At 61.6% G+C, this 17,129-nt stretch carries 20 protein-coding genes; 11 read left to right on the top strand and 9 right to left on the bottom strand.

Annotated elements, in window-relative coordinates; all coding sequences use genetic code 11:
- Positions 1-100: 100 nt before the first annotated feature.
- Positions 101-1,339 (bottom strand): SAM-dependent methyltransferase, encoded by a 1,239-nt coding sequence (locus AKL02_RS16050; protein WP_078520487.1) that lies wholly within the window; start codon positions 1,337-1,339, stop codon positions 101-103.
- A gap of 243 nt (positions 1,340-1,582) precedes the next feature.
- Here AKL02_RS16050 and aspS point away from each other — a divergent pair, with 243 nt between their 5' ends.
- The gene (gene aspS / locus AKL02_RS16045) at positions 1,583-3,361 is read left to right on the top strand and encodes an aspartate--tRNA ligase (RefSeq protein ID WP_083075780.1); all 1,779 of its coding nucleotides are present in this window, start codon (positions 1,583-1,585) and stop codon (positions 3,359-3,361) included.
- Positions 3,362-3,516: 155 nt separating this feature from the next.
- Here the strand turns inward: aspS and AKL02_RS16040 are convergent, their stop codons facing one another.
- Together AKL02_RS16040 and AKL02_RS16035 are read right to left on the bottom strand one after the other, a co-directional pair.
- A complete protein-coding gene (locus AKL02_RS16040) occupies positions 3,517-3,993 on the bottom strand; it encodes a hemerythrin domain-containing protein (RefSeq protein ID WP_078520485.1) in 477 nt (158 codons plus the stop codon).
- Positions 3,994-4,061: 68 nt separating this feature from the next.
- Positions 4,062-4,772 (bottom strand): response regulator, encoded by a 711-nt coding sequence (locus tag AKL02_RS16035; protein WP_078604711.1) that lies wholly within the window; start codon positions 4,770-4,772, stop codon positions 4,062-4,064.
- A 169-nt stretch (positions 4,773-4,941) separates the two neighbouring features.
- Between AKL02_RS16035 and mce the strand changes: the two genes are divergently transcribed.
- The 3 genes from mce to AKL02_RS16020 are packed head-to-tail and all read left to right on the top strand — an operon-like array spanning position 4,942 to position 6,351.
- Complete coding sequence (gene mce / locus AKL02_RS16030; protein WP_078548426.1) at positions 4,942-5,346, top strand: methylmalonyl-CoA epimerase; 405 nt, start codon at positions 4,942-4,944, stop codon at positions 5,344-5,346.
- Positions 5,346-5,615, top strand: coding sequence for a DUF1467 family protein (locus tag AKL02_RS16025; RefSeq protein WP_083075783.1), 270 nt, complete (start codon positions 5,346-5,348; stop codon positions 5,613-5,615). Before mce ends, AKL02_RS16025 begins: the two co-directional genes overlap by 1 nt.
- Positions 5,616-5,673: 58 nt before the next feature.
- Entirely contained in the window at positions 5,674-6,351 is a 678-nt protein-coding gene (locus tag AKL02_RS16020; RefSeq protein WP_083075785.1) for a DUF4396 domain-containing protein, read from the top strand.
- 22 nt (positions 6,352-6,373) lie between these two features.
- On the opposite strand, the gene AKL02_RS16015 is transcribed toward AKL02_RS16020, so the two are convergent.
- Positions 6,374-7,069 (bottom strand): EI24 domain-containing protein, encoded by a 696-nt coding sequence (locus AKL02_RS16015; RefSeq protein WP_078520480.1) that lies wholly within the window; start codon positions 7,067-7,069, stop codon positions 6,374-6,376.
- Complete coding sequence (locus AKL02_RS16010; RefSeq protein WP_083075788.1) at positions 7,066-7,668, bottom strand: nitroreductase family protein; 603 nt, start codon at positions 7,666-7,668, stop codon at positions 7,066-7,068. The genes AKL02_RS16015 and AKL02_RS16010 overlap by 4 nt, the downstream gene beginning before the upstream one ends.
- Before the next feature lie 108 nt (positions 7,669-7,776).
- Here AKL02_RS16010 and AKL02_RS16005 point away from each other — a divergent pair, with 108 nt between their 5' ends.
- Positions 7,777-8,025, top strand: a complete 249-nt coding sequence (locus AKL02_RS16005; protein ID WP_078569946.1) for a DUF167 domain-containing protein — start codon at positions 7,777-7,779, stop codon at positions 8,023-8,025.
- Between the two features lie 27 nt (positions 8,026-8,052).
- Here AKL02_RS16005 and AKL02_RS16000 read toward each other — a convergent pair whose 3' ends face one another.
- The gene (locus tag AKL02_RS16000; protein WP_078548415.1) at positions 8,053-8,319 is read right to left on the bottom strand and encodes a DUF8831 family protein; all 267 of its coding nucleotides are present in this window, start codon (positions 8,317-8,319) and stop codon (positions 8,053-8,055) included.
- A gap of 142 nt (positions 8,320-8,461) precedes the next feature.
- On the opposite strand from AKL02_RS16000, the gene AKL02_RS15995 reads away from it, so the two are divergent.
- From AKL02_RS15995 to AKL02_RS15975, 5 genes are all read left to right on the top strand, one after another.
- Complete coding sequence (locus AKL02_RS15995; protein ID WP_083075791.1) at positions 8,462-9,199, top strand: M48 family metallopeptidase; 738 nt, start codon at positions 8,462-8,464, stop codon at positions 9,197-9,199.
- Positions 9,200-9,298: 99 nt separating this feature from the next.
- On the top strand, positions 9,299-10,627 hold the full coding sequence (locus AKL02_RS15990) for a DUF2254 domain-containing protein (protein ID WP_083075793.1): 1,329 nt from the start codon (positions 9,299-9,301) through the stop codon (positions 10,625-10,627).
- 76 nt (positions 10,628-10,703) lie between these two features.
- Complete coding sequence (locus tag AKL02_RS15985; RefSeq protein WP_083075796.1) at positions 10,704-10,997, top strand: DUF6455 family protein; 294 nt, start codon at positions 10,704-10,706, stop codon at positions 10,995-10,997.
- Entirely contained in the window at positions 10,997-11,257 is a 261-nt protein-coding gene (locus AKL02_RS15980) for a DUF6455 family protein (RefSeq protein ID WP_078542044.1), read from the top strand. The genes AKL02_RS15985 and AKL02_RS15980 overlap by 1 nt, the downstream gene beginning before the upstream one ends.
- Before the next feature lie 286 nt (positions 11,258-11,543).
- Positions 11,544-12,671 (top strand): acyltransferase family protein, encoded by a 1,128-nt coding sequence (locus AKL02_RS15975; protein WP_083075799.1) that lies wholly within the window; start codon positions 11,544-11,546, stop codon positions 12,669-12,671.
- A 59-nt stretch (positions 12,672-12,730) separates the two neighbouring features.
- Here AKL02_RS15975 and AKL02_RS15970 read toward each other — a convergent pair whose 3' ends face one another.
- Complete coding sequence (locus AKL02_RS15970; protein ID WP_083075801.1) at positions 12,731-13,651, bottom strand: glycosyltransferase family 8 protein; 921 nt, start codon at positions 13,649-13,651, stop codon at positions 12,731-12,733.
- Between the two features lie 28 nt (positions 13,652-13,679).
- Positions 13,680-14,759, bottom strand: coding sequence for a glycosyltransferase family A protein (locus AKL02_RS15965; RefSeq protein WP_133051922.1), 1,080 nt, complete (start codon positions 14,757-14,759; stop codon positions 13,680-13,682).
- Between the two features lie 108 nt (positions 14,760-14,867).
- Between AKL02_RS15965 and AKL02_RS15960 the strand changes: the two genes are divergently transcribed.
- Entirely contained in the window at positions 14,868-15,638 is a 771-nt protein-coding gene (locus AKL02_RS15960) for a sulfotransferase (RefSeq protein WP_083075807.1), read from the top strand.
- On the opposite strand, the gene AKL02_RS15955 is transcribed toward AKL02_RS15960, so the two are convergent.
- Positions 15,604-17,115, bottom strand: coding sequence for a lipopolysaccharide biosynthesis protein (locus AKL02_RS15955; protein WP_083075810.1), 1,512 nt, complete (start codon positions 17,113-17,115; stop codon positions 15,604-15,606). The two genes, AKL02_RS15960 and AKL02_RS15955, sit on opposite strands and share 35 nt — an antisense overlap.
- Between the last annotated feature and the right edge of the window lie 14 nt (positions 17,116-17,129).

The raw sequence follows: 17,129 nt of genomic DNA, 5'->3' as shown, positions 1-17,129 counted from the left end.
GCCGGGTTGCAGGGTGACGCGAGGGCGTGCGCCCAAGTCTGTCAGGCCGCGCACCGGGAGGAGCGCAGCCTGATTTCAGCCCGGTTAGGGAGGGGTCGACTTACTCGGCGGCCAGCCGATGTTCCTGTTCGTCTTCGTCGCGATAGAGGTAGTCGCGCGTCAGCGGCACGTCGCCCACCTCATGGGCCAGCTGATACTGGAACACGACCTGCCCGCCATGGCGGAAGGCCATCTCGGACGCCACGAGATAGAAGCGCCACATCCGGCAGAACCGCTCGTCGTAAAGTGCGACGGCCTTGTCGATATTCGCTTCGAACCGATCGCACCAATGGCGCAGGGTTTCCGCATAATGCAGCCGCCAGACCTCGAGGTCGGTGGTGATGAGGCCTTCATGCTCGACCGCGTTCGACGCTTCGGACATGGCCGGGCAATAGCCGCCGGGGAAGATGTATTTCGTGATGAAATCGGCGGTTGCGCCACCGGGGCCCGAGCGTCCGATGAAATGGATCAGCGAGACGCCGCCCGGTTTGAGTAGCTCGCGCACCTTCGAGAAATACTCGCGGTAATGCGGCACGCCCACATGTTCGAACATGCCGACCGAGACGATCCGGTCGAACTTGTCGGTCACATCGCGGTAATCGGTCAGGCGGATGTCGATTTTGTCTTCGAGGCCGGCCTCTTTCACCCGTTTGCGGGCCAGCGCGTGCTGTTCGGTGGACAGCGTCACCCCCACCACGTTCGCGCCGAAATCGCGTGCCAGCGTCAGCGCCATGCCGCCCCAGCCGCAGCCGATATCGAGAACGGTCATGCCCGGCTCGATCAGCAGTTTCTTGGCGATATGGTGTTTCTTCGCCTCCTGCGCTTCTTCCAGCGTCATGTCGGGGCGCTCGAAATAGGCGCAGCTATATTGCCGGTCCTCATCGAGGAAGAGGTCATACAGCTCGCCCGACAGGTCATAGTGATGCGCCACATTGGTGCGCGCCTTGTTGACCGGGTTGAACTGGGCGAAGCGGCGTCCGAAGAAGCGGCTCGCCTCGCGCGGTTTCTCGAACCACGGCATGCCCGAACCGGTCTGGTTGCGGATCGCAAGCGCGAGGAAGCCACGCAGATCGTCATTCGCGATCGTGTAGTCGCCGTTCATATAGCCTTCGCCGACGCCGAGGTCGGGCCGCAGCACAATCCTGCGCGTCACGTCGGGGTTTTCGATGGTGACGCGGACCGGGTCTCCGGTGCCGTCGCCGTAGCGTCTGAGCGTCTCGTCCGAATAGACGAGTTCGAGCGTGCCCCTGCGGATCAGGTGGCGCAACATTCGGTCGAGAAGCGAGTCCCAAGCTCTCATATGGTCTCTCCGGATCATGCCGGGGCTTGGCAGGCTCCAGCGTTAGCCTTCATGACGGCAACCTTTGTGAAATTACCAAAGTTCCCGTTGTCTCTGAAGTTAACCGAAAATTTACATTTTTTCGAGCCACGCGCGCGTGAACAGCTCGAGACGGGTCTGTGTGCCTCCGCACAGCTTGACTTTTGCGCGCTCAACGGGTGTATCGGCGCGACTATACGCAATTCTCGATCCGGGGAGCCTCCCATGCATGCCTTTCGCAGCCATACCTGCGCAGATCTGAGCGCCGCCAACGCCGGTGAGACCGTCCGCCTTGCGGGCTGGGTCCATCGCGTGCGCGATCACGGGGGGGTGCTCTTCATCGATCTTCGCGATCATTACGGTATGACGCAGGTGCTCTGTGACGGCGACAGCCCCGCCTTCAAGACGATGGAAAAAACGCGCTCGGAATGGGTGATCCGCATCGACGGCACCGTGAAGCTGCGCGACGAGAGCCTGATCAACCCGAAGATTCCGACCGGCGAGATCGAGGTCTATGTCCGCGACATCGAAATCCTGGGCGAGTCCGAGGAGCTGCCGTTGCCGGTCTTCGGCGAGCTGGAATATCCTGAAGAGACCCGTCTGGCCTATCGTTTCCTCGACCTGCGTCGCGAGAGCCTGCATGACAAGATGATCCTGCGCTCCAACGTCGTGAAATCCATGCGTAAACGCATGTGGGACGCCGATTTCAACGAATTCCAGACGCCGATCATCACCGCGTCGTCGCCCGAAGGCGCGCGCGACTTCCTCGTGCCGTCGCGCCTGCATCCGGGCAAGTTCTACGCGCTGCCGCAGGCGCCGCAGCAGTTCAAGCAGCTGATCATGGTCGGCGGCTTCGACAAGTATTTCCAGATCGCGCCGTGCTTCCGTGACGAAGACCCGCGCGCCGACCGCTCGCCCACCGACTTCTACCAGCTGGACGTCGAGATGAGCTTCGTCGAGCAGGAAGACATCTTCAACGTGATGCAGCCGGTGATCCAGGGCGTGTTCGAGGAATTCGCCGACGGTCGTACAGTCGATCCAAACTGGCCGCGCATTCCCTATGCCGAGTCGATGCTGAAATACGGCTCCGACAAGCCTGACCTGCGCAACCCGATCGAGATGCAGGTGGTCTCCGATCACTTCCGCGACTCGGGCTTCGCGATCTTCGCGAAACTGCTCGAACAGGATGGCACCGAGATTCGTGCGATCCCGGCCCCCACGGGCGGCTCGCGCAAGTTCTGCGACCGGATGAACAAGTTCGCCCAGGAACAGGGCCTGCCGGGCATGGGCTACATCTTCTGGCGCAAGGGCGAGGATGGCTCGCTCGAAGGCGCAGGCCCGCTGGCGAAGAATATCGGCCCCGAGCGGACCGAAGCGGTGCGCGCGCAGCTGGGTCTGGGCGAGGGCGATGCGGCCTTCTTCCTCGGTGGTGCTCCGTCGAGTTTTGAGGGCGTCGCAGGCCGTGCGCGCAACGTGATCGGCGAAGAGCTGGGCCTGACCGACAAGACCAAGTTCAAATTCGCCTGGGTTGTCGACTTCCCGATGTACGAGGCCGATGACGAGGGCAAGATCGACTTCTCGCATAACCCGTTCTCGATGCCGCAAGGCGGGATGGAGGCACTGCAGGGCGACCCGCTGCAGGTCAAAGGCTACCAGTACGACCTCGCCTGCAACGGCTACGAGATCCTCTCGGGCGCGATCCGGAACCACAAGCTCGAGACCATGTACAAGGCGTTCGAGATCGCGGGCTATCCGGCCTCCGAAGTCGAGAAACGTTTCGGCGGCATGGTCAAGGCGTTCAAATACGGCGCTCCGCCGCACGGTGGGTGCGCCGCCGGCATCGACCGGATCGTGATGATCCTCGCCGATACCGCGAATATCCGCGAAGTCATCATGTTCCCGATGAACCAGCGCGCCGAAGACCTGATGATGGGCGCGCCGTCGGAGCCGATGAACGAACAGCTGCGCGAGTTGCGCCTGCGGGTTCTGCCGCAAGAGGACTGATCCTCGCACGGTTACCCATTTAAAAGGCCCCGTTCCGAATGGAGCGGGGCCTTTTGTCATTCGCGGCGGAGGGCTGTGCAGGAAGCAAAAGGCACAGAAGGGAAAGGCGAAGGGGCTCTGGCCGAAGCCGAGCCACCCTGAGCCTCAAATCCCGATCAGTCTTCGAGACTGTCTTTCTTCTTCTCGTCGACCAGCTTCATTTCTTTCTTCTTACGCTCGAGGAATTTCTCGCCGTAATTCTCGATCTCGCTTTCGTCGATCACGTCCTTGGCGCGGCCGAAGATTTCGTCTTCTTCCTCGTCCATGTGGTGATTGTAGTCATGCTCGAGCTTGTGGAACTTGTTCAGCCAACCGGGGCTCGCCATGTCCATCTCGTTGAGTTCTTCGAGCAGATCGTCGAGCTCGGCATGTTCCTCGACCGAGTGACGCGCTGAATCCTGACCCCAGGTTTTGGTCATCAGCTTGGAATAGAAGGTCTCTTCCTCGGCGGCGGCGTGGGACTTGATGTCGTAATAGAACTCATTCCACGCCTGCGTGCGCTCCGCGCTGTCGCCGGACGTATCAGCGATCTTCTTCATCAGGGCGCGGTGATTGTCGTGATCTTGCTTGATGGCGTCGTAGATCGAGCTCATCGGGCTGTCCTCCGGTTGCGTTGACTTGTTTGAGCAACGCGATGTCGGAGGGGCGGTTCCCGGCTGCGTCAGAACGCCCCGGCCGCCGCGATCCGCGCATCTATGATCTGAGTGACCCGGGTCATATCCTCGCGTGAGGGGCCGCCGGATCGTCTCAGGCGCTGCGCCGCATCGTCCAGCGCCGCATCATGGGCCGAGCACGCGATGCTATGAAGGAAATGCGCGGCATAGGGCAGGGCGCGCGTGTCGGCCCCCTTGGTGTCGCGCAGCAGTTCCGAGAGGTGTTGCAGGTCGTCGCGCAGCGCGAGCGGGTCCGGCGCGATCACAAGATCGGCAAGCGCGCGCAGGCCGAGCGGTCGCATCTCTTCGGGCAGGGTCGACAGGATCGCTTCCTGAAACACGGCGAGGCTTTCGATCGGCTTTTCCAGAAACCCGTCCGCGCCCGCCGCGAGGGCTGCGCTTTTCAGGTCGGGGTCGCCCGAGGTCCCAAGGATCACCGGATGCGGCCCACGCGTCCCGCGTATCTCGGCGATCAGGTCGCTTCCCGAGCCATCGGGCAGGCCCATATCCACGATCACGATCGAGGGCCGATAGGTCTTGAGATGCCGATCCGCCGAGGCGAGGCAATCGGCGCGTCGGATTCGCGCGCCCGAGCGCAGGCACAGCAGCCGTACAGCTTCCGAGGCGAAGCGGCTGTCTTCCACCAGAAGCACCGTCAGCCCGGTCAGAGGGCGTTCGGGCGTCGGCATGCGGGTCAGGGTCGGGATCGTGTCGCTCATGTCGGGGCCCCCTCGGCTGCGATCGGATTTGGCTTGTCCGATCAGTAGGGCGCAGATTGCCTAACACTGGGTTAATCCGAGCCGGGTTCACAACTGTCCCCGCAAGGCTTGCGCGAAGCCGCGCGCCCGGCTACCCCTTTTAACGCCCGCGTTACCGGAGGAGACCCAAATGATCGGACGCCTGAACCATGTCGCTATCGCCGTGCCCGACCTCGAGGCGGCCTCGGCCAAGTATCGTGACACGCTGGGTGCCAATGTCGGCGCGCCGCAGGACGAGCCCGATCACGGCGTCACGGTCGTCTTCATCGAACTGCCCAACACCAAGATCGAACTGCTCTACCCGCTGGGCGAGGACAGCCCGATCAACGGTTTTCTGGAAAAGAACCCCGCAGGCGGCATCCATCATATGTGCTTCGAGGTGGAAGACATCCTCGAGGCGCGCGACAAGCTGAAAGCGGATGGCGCGCGGGTTCTGGGCAGCGGCGAGCCGAAGATCGGCGCGCATGGCAAGCCCGTGCTGTTCCTGCACCCGAAAGACTTCAATGGCTGCCTGGTCGAACTGGAGCAGGTCTGATGAGCCTCACCGGCGGCATCATCCTCTTCGCGGTCATCTGGTTCATGATCTTCTTCATGGTCTTGCCGGTGCGGTTGAAGACGCAAGGCGATGTAGACGAGGTCGTGCCGGGCACCCCCGCAGGGGCGCCGCATGAGGCGCATCTGGGCGCGAAGGTGAAGATCACCACTATTGTCACCATCGTGCTCTGGGCGATCATCGCGGCGGTGCTGCTGTCGGGGATCATCACCTTGGAAGATATCGACTTCTTCGGGCAGCTGCGCCGCTAGGCGCGCAAGGAACCCAGTAAAGCGGAGCGAGTTGGGAGGTTATTGAAAGGAGCCTCCCATGACACCAAACTGGTTTACCGTTCTGAGCTGGTTATCGCTTGCTGTAGGCGTTCTCTCATTTCTCTATCTTCTCGTTCAGATGCGTCGGAACCCGCCGCATATGGCGATCATGGCATGGGTCTGGCCGATTTGCGGGTTGTTCGGCGGACCGCTGGTCATCTGGTTGCATGGCCGCTTTCCGGGCCATGGCAATGCGCCCTTCCCGGTCTCGGTCGCGAAGGGGACGCTCCATTGCGGCGCAGGCTGCACTCTTGGCGATATTCTGGCCGAGAACCTCGCGCTCGCGATCCCCGCGGTGCTGATCGCATTCGGCTGGCCAGGTTTATGGGAAGATAAGATCTTTGCGGTCTGGGGGCTCGATTACGTCTTCGCCCTCGCGATCGGGATCGTGTTCCAGTATTTCTCGATCGCGCCGATGCGCGGGCTTGGCCTCGGTGAAGGGCTCAAGGAGGCGGCAAAAGCCGATGTCGCTTCGCTCACCTCGTGGCAGATCGGCATGTACGGGATGATGGCGATCTTCCATTTCGCCGTGTTCAAAGGGCTCTGGGGCGCCGAGATCAACGCCGCCGACCCGGAATTCTGGTTCGCCATGCAGATCGCGATGATGGCGGGTTTCGTGACCGCCTACCCGGTGAACTGGCTCTTGATCCGCAAGGGCATCAAGGAAGAGATGTGAGCGGCGCGTTGGCGCCGCCCCGTCACCCGCGCCGACCGGTGATCGCGTGGAACAGGTGGGTGAAGCCCGCAGCGCCCAGAACCGGCACGAAGAGGTTCACCAGCGGGATGGACAGCGGCACCGCCATCAGCGCGCCCGCGGCCCAGATCGTGACCTTGTTGCGCTCGTAAAGCTCGAGCGCCGCTTCACGCTCCATCCGCCGGAAGGCGGCCATCTGGAAATATTCACGCCCCAGAAGGTAGCCGTTCAGCCCGAAGAACAGAAACGGCGCCAGCGGGATCACGAAAGGATAGATCATCAGCGCGATGATGTTGGCCGCGAGGATCACCCCGAAAAACCGCACCGTGTCGCGCATCCCTTCGGCGAAGGTCAGTTTGCGCACCGGCGGCAGAGTCGGATAATGCACGTCCTCCACCATCTCGGCCACGTCTTCGAGGAAGAAGCCGGTGAAGGCGGAGGCCACGGGCACCATCAGGAAGATCGAGGCGAACAGGATCACGCCCGCCGACACGATCGACAGCGCGGTATCGATATGGCCGACCTCGCCGATGAAGGGCAGCGAGAAGCTGTCCGGCACCAGCCAGCCGATCAGCATCACCATCGCCACATAGATCGCGACCAGAAGGCCCAGCGAGAGGGCCACGCCGAAGCCCACGACTTTCATCGCACCGGGCCGCAGCAGATCGGCCCAGGCTTTCACATAGCTCGAGATGATCATTCCGAAATCCGGGTCGTGATCGCGTCGAGGTCGGGGCGGGGGCGTTCGGGAGGCTGCACGCCTTCGGTGCCCAGATGGATGAAGCCCGCGACGCTTTCGCCCTCCTTGAGGCCCAGCATCTCGCGCCCGAAGGCCTCGTCATGCGCGGCCCAGCCGGTGAGCCAGTTCGCGCCCCAGCCCGCGGCGAGAGCCGCGTTCAGAAGCGACAGGCAGACCGCGCCCGCCGAATAGAGCTGCTCGACCTGCGGCACCTTCTCGCTGTCCTTGGGCGAGAACACCACCGCCACGCAAAGCTGGCTGTCATGGAATTGCTTGCCCGCCTTGGCGATCTTCTCTTCGGGCAGGCCCTGCGCCTTCGCGCGGGTCTCGGCCTCGGCGCCCAGACGCTGCGCGGCCTCGCGGGTGATGGTGATGAAGCGCCACGGCTCCAGCTTGCCGTGATCGGGGGTGCGCGCCGCGGCGGTCAGGATCTCGCGCAGCGCGGCCGCGTCGGGGGCAGGGGCCTTGAGGGTCTTGGCCGGGCGCGACCGGCGGGTCAGAAGGAAAGCCATCGCCGCGTCATTGCGCTCGGCCGGGTTCACTTCGGGCAGTTCAGTCATGAAATTCTCCGTTTGTTGCGCCAGATATCGGGCGCTCGGCGCGCGATTGCAACCGCAGCATGGGCAACTGGCTTGTGCGCCATTGAGCAGGGTCTATGCTGCGGCGCGATGACGGATCTCAGCCACCTTGCCATTCCGGGCAGCGAAATCGCGCTGCGCGTGACGCCGAAAGCGTCGCGCAACGAGATACGCGTGGGGGATGAAGGGCTTCGGGCCTATGTCACGGTCGTGCCGGAGAACGGCAAGGCCAATGCGGCGGTGGTCAAATTGCTGGCGAAGGCGCTGGGCGTCGCGAAATCGCGGCTGACGCTGATCCGCGGCGAGACCGCGCGCGACAAGGTGTTCCGCCTCGATTGAGCGTGCATCGCGGCGCGGGCAGGGGGGTCAGCCGTCCTCGCTGGAGGCGCTGCCGGTCTGCTTCAGGCGATAGACGCCTTCAGGCAGGTTGAGCGCCGCGGCGAGTTCGCGCAGCTGGGCATGGCTGAAGGTGATCGTCTGCACCTGCTCGGTCTGCTCGTCGAGCTGTTCGACCACGACGCAGTCCTCGAAGGAACTGATCGTGATGTCTTCCTGCAGATAATCAAGCGGATCCGTCCCCTCGTCGACAAGGGTGATCACGGTCGCGTCGAATTCGTGTTCGATGGTAAACATGCTCTTATGCTAGCGCGGCTTTTCGATCCGAAAAAGCGAAATCACGCCGGCGCTTGCAGGCGATCACGTGCAGAAGGCTATGCGGCTGCGAACCAAGTCGTTAAGCTGGGCGAAATCCTCTTTCAGGGGCGCCTTCCCGTCGATGCCTTCCTTCCGCTTTCTCCTCGTGATCCTGTCGCTCGCGGTGACGCTGCTTTCGGGCTGCGTGCCGACAATGGCGCCTTTGCCGCAGACCGAAATCTCGCCCGAAGACAGGCAACGCGCCGAAGTGGCCGTGTCGCGGTTGGTCGATGTGGGCGACCGGATGGAGCCGCAGATCGAGCAGGAATGCCGAAAGCGCACGCGAAAGCTCAACTGCGATTACCTCTTCGTGGTCGATGACCGGCTCGATCTGGATGCGAATGCGTTTCAGACCACCGATCGCTCGGGCCGCCCGGTGATCGGGGTGACGCTTGCGATGATCGCCGAAGTGCGCAATGCCGACGAGCTGGCCTTCGTGATCGGCCACGAGGCCGCCCATCACATCGCGGGTCATATCGCGGCGCGCGAACGCGATGCTGCGGTGGGAGCGGCCTATCTGGGCCGTGCGGTGCAGGCACAGGGCGCCGATCCCCTGACCGTGCAGCGCGCGCGCAGAATCGGGGCCGAGATCGGTTCGCGGCTCTACTCCAAGGATTACGAGTTGGAGGCCGACCGGCTCGGCACGATCATCACATGGGACGCGGGCTACGATCCGCTCAAAGGCGCGCAGTTCTTCCTGCGCCTGCCCGACCCGGGCGACAAGACGCTGGGCACCCACCCGCCCAACAAGCTGCGCTTCGACGTGGTGCGCGACACCGTCGCCCAATTGCGTGCGGGCAAGATCCCGGCGGGCAGCTGAGGGAACCCGTTCAGGGCCTGCGCACTTGAGATTTGACATAGAGGCCCCCGGCAAAGGCGGGTCCGGGACGCGGGAACTGGGGACGGGAACACAGAACCAATGGCAATCTTTTCGCGACTGCGCTGGCGGCTGAAGGTCATCCTGCGGGAGATCTGGGTGCGGGTGACGGCCTTCGGCGTGCTGGGGGTCCTGACCGCGCTGGGATCGGCGGGCTTCGGCTATCTCGTGCCGCCGGATCTCGGCTACAAGATGGGGGCAGGCTCGGTGGAGCCGATCCTGAAGATCATCGCGACCGCGATGCTGACCGTCACCACCTTCTCGTTGCAGATCATGATCACCGCGTTCAGCTCGGCCCAGACAGGGGCCACGCCGCGCGCGATCAAGTTGATGCAGACCGACCGCGTCACGCAGAACGTGCTGGCGAGCTTCATCGGCTCTTTCGTCTTCTCTCTGGTCGGGATCATCGCGCTCGAGACGAATGTCTATGACGACTCGGGGCGGTTCATCCTTCTGGTGGTGACGCTTGGCGTGGTGGCGATGGTGGTGATCTCGCTGTTGCGCTGGGTGCAGCATCTGAGCGAATTCGGACGCTTGGGCGACGTGATCAGCCGCGTCGAGAGTGCCGCGAGCACGGCGCTGAAGGCACGCTGCGAGCGGCCGTGGCTCGGCGGCAAGGAATGGGAAGAGCCGCCCGTGGGTGTCTTCGGGATCACCTCGACTCGGACCGGCCATGTGCAGCATGTCGATATGGGCGCGCTGCAAAAGGTCGCCGAGGCGCATGACTGCCGGATCTGGCTTTGCGCGCGGCCCGGCGAATTCGTCCATGGGGCGTCTCATTTGGTCCAATGCGATGCGCTGCCGGGCGATACCGAGACCCGCGAGGAGATCGAGGAGGCCGCGCGCGACGCCTTCACCATCGACCATGCCCGCGACTATGATCAGGATCCGCAATTCGGGTTGATCGCGCTGGCCGAGATCGCCTCTCGTGCGCTTTCGCCTGCGATCAACGACCCCGGCACTGGTATCGATATTCTCGGGCGTCTGGCGAGGGTTCTGGCCGAATGGCACCCGCCGAACAGCCCCGAATGCGTGTTCGACCGCGTCTATGTGCGCGCGGTGACGCCCGAGCAATATACCGAGGATGCTTTCGCCGCGATCGGGCGCGATGGGGCGGGGCATCTGGAAGTCGCTCTGCGCCAGCAGGAAGTGCTGGAAGCCGTGGCCGAGATGCATCCCGATCACTTCGGCCGTCCCGCCGCGCATCAGGCGCTGCGCGCCGCAGCTCATTCGCAATCCGGGATGACCTTGAGGCGCGACCGCGCCGTGGTCGCAGAGCAAGCGCAGGCGTTGGCCGCGCGCTTCGCGCCCGATCTGGATTGCAATGTCGGACATGAAATCGACGGCGATACCTCGGATCGCAACGCTTGATCTGAATCATATCGAAATTGCGGACCCTACGGCAGAGTCCCCCCATCACCGGGATGACTGTTCAAGGGAGGCCGCCATGACCGCTGCCAAACATCTCAATCGCCACGCGGCGATGATGAACCGGATGGCCCAGCAGATGGGCGGCGATCTCAGCATGGAAATGGCCAGCGGACGGCTCAGTGGCGAGGGCTGGAGAGACGCGCTGATCCGCTGCACCAAGTGCCGCGAGGCCGGGGCCTGCCTGCTCTGGCTGGCCGAGCATGACCCGCAAAGCAACCCCGCGAAGGCACCTCCCGCCTATTGCGAAAACCGCCTGATGATGTCGCGGCTCCGCGCCACCGTCGGCGCCGAACCCCAAGGAGTGGAATGATGGGAATGCAAAGCGAAATCGATCTGAACTTCTGGGTGACGCGCGGTATGGCGCGGCGTCTTGGAGTGAATATCTCCGAAGCGATGCATAACGGCTTCCTCACGCAAGCCGATTTCGCCGAGATGATCACCACCTGCCGCACCTGTGGACGCACCGAGTTCTGCCTCGCTGTTTTGGCGGAGAAGGGCGAAGGCCCGCAGGCCATCCCCACGGATTGCCCCAATTACGAGGTCCTGACCTCTCTGCGCGCCCTGCAATAACTGAGGGCACCGTTAACGTCGCGAAGCATGTGAGGGGCGGTCTTGCCCCCGTGCAGAGCTGATAGATGGTCCTTTCAAATCTGCGTGTTCATCGCGTGCGTAATTTCTTCGCATGCAGGCCAACAATGCTTCATTTAACGTGTGTGGCTCCTTGGTCTCGGATGGCCGCGATGAGCAATACTTGCCTTGCGGATGGTATGTGCGCTCCCTGAGTTGAGGGAGCGCGGCACCCAAGTTTACTTCGCATCGAAATCGCCCTGCCCCGTTCGAGCTACGAGGGCGCGCAATGGCACAGAAGATTGTAGGTCTCGACTGGCTTCGCGCAATCGCCGCGATACTGGTGATGATCGGCCACGCGAGAGCTTTCCTTTTCGTCGACTTCTCCGAGCTTGCGAACGACCCGACGGTCGTCGCCAAAGTCTTCTATTTGCTCACCGGTCTCGGCACCTATTCCGTAATCATTTTCTTCGTGCTCTCAGGCTATCTGGTCGCTGGCTCCGTGGATCGGGTCTATCACGAAGGTCGATGGTCGTGGAAAGAGTACGCGGTTCACAGGGTGGTCCGTTTGGGTATCGTCTTGCTCCCGGTGCTCGTCATGACAGCAATGTTCGACTGGCTTGGAGCGTCTCAATTTGACCCGGCTTACTATCGAGGTGAGTTTGGGGCCGAGTTCGCGAGCGCCCCGAACGAGCCGGTGGCCAACGGCGTCCTCGTTTTTCTGGGCAATGCTTTCTTCCTGCACAATATTATCGTTCCCGTTTACGGGAGTAATGGACCGCTTTGGAGCATCGCCTACGAATTTTGGTATTACGTCGCTTTTCCGCTCGGCTTTTTTGCATTGAAACCAGGCCGTTATCAGCTCTTTTTTGCCGCGCTCTTCGTTCTGACGATGTGGTTCATCGGGCTCGACTTGGCAGTACTCTTTCCGACTTGGTTGTTTGGATACTTTGCGTGGAAAGCACGCGACGGGCTTCTCGGACGCCTTGTTGCAACGAAAGCGATCTATGCGCTCGCGGTGGTCTTCGCGCTTTTCGTCGTCATGTCCGCTCTCAAGTTCGTCAATGATTACTCAATCGGCTCACTCTACATCACGGCTGTCGCGACCTTTTTCGCGGTGATCGCGCTCTCAAATCCGGTTTTCGACCACTGCGCGCGACTGGCAGAGTTCCTCTCCAAAATCTCTTACTCTCTGTATCTTGTTCATTTCCCTCTGATGGCCTTGCTCAGTTCGATGCGTCATGTCGCGAGGTTCGACGCTTTGCGGAACGGGATGGTCCTGTTCGGGGTGTATATCCTGTCCTCCTTCTTGCTCGCGTGGTGTGTTCATTGGCTTTTTGAGCGTCATACGGCGACACTCCAGAGAGCTATCCTTAGAAGCATGCGCCAGCGTCCTAGGCTCGGGGCCGCGGAATGAGTTGAGAGTGTAGCTCGTCACCGCCTTTGCTTGCCTTCCGGCGTCGGCATTCTATTCGCTCAGGAGCGCGGTTTCTTCAGGTAAAACTTCAGCCAGAACTTCAGAAGCCTGAGCCAACCGACCTTCTCGCGCTCCATTACCTCTTCGAGAAAGGGCGTGCGGCGGAGGTATTTCCAGTAGAGCCACGCATAGGGGTGCCATTCGGCGGCCTGCCAGGGTTTCGGCGACTCCGTGAAATGGACGATCCGCGGCAAAGCCTGAGCCAAGGGAACGGAAGAGGTGTAGTCGCACCCTTCCCAGAGAAAGAGGCGCTGGAAATTCCACTTCGCGTCCAGCGCCGACCAGTTCTCCCAGAATACCTTGTTCAATGCGTCCTGATCCGCGAACTCGTATTTCTCGGGCGCGGCCAGGAGCATGTCGAGCGCTCGGGACAATGCGTCCGTGGCCCGGATCGCATCGAGATCGAACAGGAGGACACCGGCATTGAAATAAGTGCCCGCGCTCGGCAGCTCATGTTGCCGCGCGAAGTTCGTCGGGTCCACGAACGCGTCTTGCACGGCGCCGCAGGCCATACCTTTCAGATCGGTGCTCCAGAGGTCGACGAGACTTCCGGTCACAACCATGTCGATATCCAGGTAGATCACGCGTGAGATGTCCTGCGGCAGAAGCTCTGTCATTATGAGGCGCAGGTAGGTCGCGCGACTGATATGCAGGATCGGCGGAAGCTTCAGCGCCTTATGATCCGCAACGTGATAGGGATGGATTTCGAGACCCGTCGCCGTCTCTGCGATCTTCGAGAACCTTGCCTCATCGACGGAATCGAGTATCGCGTGAACCCGGATCTGCTCCGCGCCTTTGCCCGCCTCGATGGATTTCAGCAGCGACACGAAATGCGGCGCATAGTTGGAATCGGTCACGCAAACGATGTCGATCACGTTCGGGTCATACGCGGCATGCGGCTCGCGGACGTCGTACATCATTCGGAGTCCTTTGCGATCAGTTCGCCTGTTAGAAATATCGGGACTGTCTCTTGGGAGGCTTGAAATTCGCTGCCAGCAGAGCTTTGGCGATCGCGAAATGCATACGGGCACGATCGGGGCGGCGGCGGATGGTGGCAAGCACACCGCGCAGAAAACGTGCGGCGATCCGGTCGGGCATCACCAGTCTTCGATTCACGAAATGCCCGATCGCGAGTTCTTCATTGAGAAGTTTCGCCTGACTCCAGACGGTCTCTCCGTGATTGGGGTTGAGGTAGCGAAACTTCTCGCTCTCGATCCGGAGCACGGGCCGCTTGAAGCGCTTCAGATAGTATCGCGTCCATTCCTGATCCTCGGCTGAGAAGACCTCTTCGCGGAAAGGACGTTCGCGCATCAAAGCCGTGGGCGTCAACGCGGCGCTATTCGAAATCCCGTTGCGGCCGTTAAAGAGCCGAGGGGTGATCGAAACGGGTTCGAGCTTGCTCGGGTCCGGGCATTCGGAATGCGCCGGCGCCCAGTAGACGATCTCGAGATCTCGCGCTTTCATCTCCCGCCAGCCGTTTTCCACGAACTTCGGATCGTCGAAGACAACATGACTGCTGAAGATGAGCGTATAGGGAAGCGTGTTCGCCTCGACGCCGACGTTGATCGCCTTGGAATAATTGAACTCGGTGTCGTCGTAGGGCACGACGGTCGCGCCCAGGGCCGCGAACTGGTCGCGAACCTGTTCCTCATGCGAGGAATCCACGATGATGATGTCCTCTGGCGGGAAGCTCTGCTCGCGCAGTTTCGCGATCACCTCTGCAAGCAGCGGCGGGCATTCATAGGCCCTGATCAGCGCCGCATATCGCGGGGACGCGTCGTCGCGTGGAAGCTGCTCGGCTAAAGGTCGGGACTGTGAGGCCATCGTTTCTTGCCACAATCTGAAAACGCTTTCCTGAAGGCAGGCACGGGCAGGTCCCCGTTCCTGAGTATCGCTTCGAAAAACGGTAGGAGGGCTGCCCCAGCCGAGCAAGACAGCCCGCGCGCAAGAGCTCTCGGTGGCCGGCTCGCATATGAGATGCGCCGGTTTCTTATCCGTCGCGCCCGCATCTGCCCAAATAAATTGCAACTCGGGGTCGGATCGGAGGCGCGAGAACCGTCACGCGGTGAAGAGGGCGCAGGGCTCGCTTAGGTTCGAGTGGGGAGTGCTCGATACAGTTCAAAGGTAGCCCAGAGAATGCAGTATCTTTTTGTCGTCACTTACGGTCGGTCCGGTTCAACGGTCCTGCTCAACTTGCTCAACAGGTTGGAGGGGTATTGCATTCGCGGCGAGAATAACGGGATTGCCAACCATCTCGGCATGAGCGTCTCCGTGCTTGCCGAGGCACAGGAGCACCCGCATGCAAAGTCCCATAATCCGGACGCGCCCTGGTTCGGGATCAACGATCCGAAGGTCGACAGCTGGGGCCAGAAGCTGGCTGACGCGTTCGTCGAGGAGATCTTACGCCCGGACCCGGACACACGCGTCACGGGCTTCAAGGAAATCCGGTTCACTGCCCATGAGACTTCGCTGGCAGAGTATGAGAGTTCCATCGCGTTTCTGACGCAATATTTTCCCGGCTCGCGTATCATCTTCAACACGCGCGATTGGCGCGAGGTCGCAGAGTCCGGCTGGTGGCGCTACGAGTCGAACATGAAACGGATCCGCGATCTGATCGAGGATGCGGACCGCCGTTTCGAGGCGTCGGCCAAGGCGCTCGGAGATCGGGCCTTCTTGATCGACTATGCCGACTACAAGGGCAAACCGGACGGGTTCCGCCCTCTGCTCGAGTGGCTTGGGGAAGAGGTCGATGAAGCGCTTCTGGCTTCGGTGTCTCAGAATTGGCTCGTTCACCTGCAGAAGTCACACGATGACCGCGGGAAATTCCTCCGCCTGAAACGCGCGCTTTCGAAGCGTTTCGCGGAGCGCGCGATCAAGAAGTCCGGCGAAACTTCGATGCTTTCGTGAATAGCGCCTTCAACAACTGAGCCATTTCGAGTTCCGGCCCCGCTTTGCGCCCGTTGAACTGCCAGAGCGCGGCGACCGCAGCCACGTAGGCCATGCCGCCTATCGTGATCAGGCTCACCAGACGCACCGCCTCCAGAGGGACGCTTGTGTGCTGCGGCCAAAGGTTTCCGGTCGACCAGACCACGAGGGCCATAAAGGCCACAGCGATCGTCGGGGTCAGGGCGAGTTGCAGCTGCTCGCGCAGCCTGATGCCTGCGATCTGCGTGACCAGGGTCATGTTCCAGATAATGTTGATGACGACCGCCACCGCGCCGCCAATCAGGGCGCCGATGAGCATGCCGTAGTAGCTCGCGCTGCCGAGATACATCCCGAGCAGGATCAGTGGCCATCGAATGAAGAATGCGCGCAGGTCGCGGAAAAAGAGATGCCGGGTGTCTCCCGTTGCCATGGCGATCGGCTGGATCGCCACCGTCGCCTGCAAGGCTAGGATGATCGCCTGTATCTGAATGACGGGGACGGCGGGCATCCACTTCTCTCCCAAGACCAACGCGACAAGGTCATGGGCGATCACCGCGAGGCCGAAGCCGAAGGGGAAAATCCAGAGGCAGGCAACGCCCTGCACACGTTTATAGGCGGATACCAGTTTTTGCCGATCGTTCTTCACCCGGGAAAAGGCCGGGAAGAATGTCCTTTGCAGGGGTTGGTTCAGCTGCGCGATGACCACATTCGTGATCCGGTTGCCGAAACTGTACTGCCCCAGAATGTTGGTTGGCAGCACGGCCCCGAAAAGCAGCGGATTGGCGCGCCAGTTCATCGCCTGAATCCAAGTGCCCAGGGTGATCCAGATCGAGAAAGAGAGGATCTCGCGATACTTGCTGAAGGTCAGGCGGGGCCGGAAGGGATAGAAGACATAGGAGAGAACGATCCGGGCGACGTCCGAGGCCACGGCGCCCAGCACCAAGGCCCAATAGGATCGAAACACGAGTGCAAGCGTAATTGCGACGATCGTGCCGAAGAGTTTCTCGCCGACCTTCATGAGGACGACTTGATGGAAAACCAGTTCTCGCTCGAACAAGGCGAGTTTTGGATTCGCGAGACCGGCGAAGACGAAGGACCCCGCCATCACGAGCAGGATGTTCTGCAGTCGCATATCGCCATAGAGCAACGCGACCGGGTAGGACAGCGCGGCCACCGCGCCCCCGACGATGAGGCCACGCGCGAAGGACATCGAAAAGACAGTGTTGAAATGCTCTTCGGTCGGGGCGTCATGGCGCACCAGCGTCTCCGACAGGGGCATTTCCGCGAGCGACAGAAGAATGGCCATCACCGCAGCGCAGATTGCCACAAGCCCGAAATCCTCGGGCACGAGAAGCCGGGCCATGATGATCGTGTTCAGGAACCCGATTCCGTTCGCGATCATGCTTCCGAGCGCGATCCAGACGGCTCCCTTCAGCAGGCGTGTCCGTGTGTCGGTCATCTGTTCTGGGCGTC

Source organism: Thioclava electrotropha (assembly GCF_002085925.2).
Classification (GTDB): domain Bacteria; phylum Pseudomonadota; class Alphaproteobacteria; order Rhodobacterales; family Rhodobacteraceae; genus Thioclava; species Thioclava electrotropha.
This window is presented reverse-complemented; position numbering and strand designations above follow the sequence as displayed.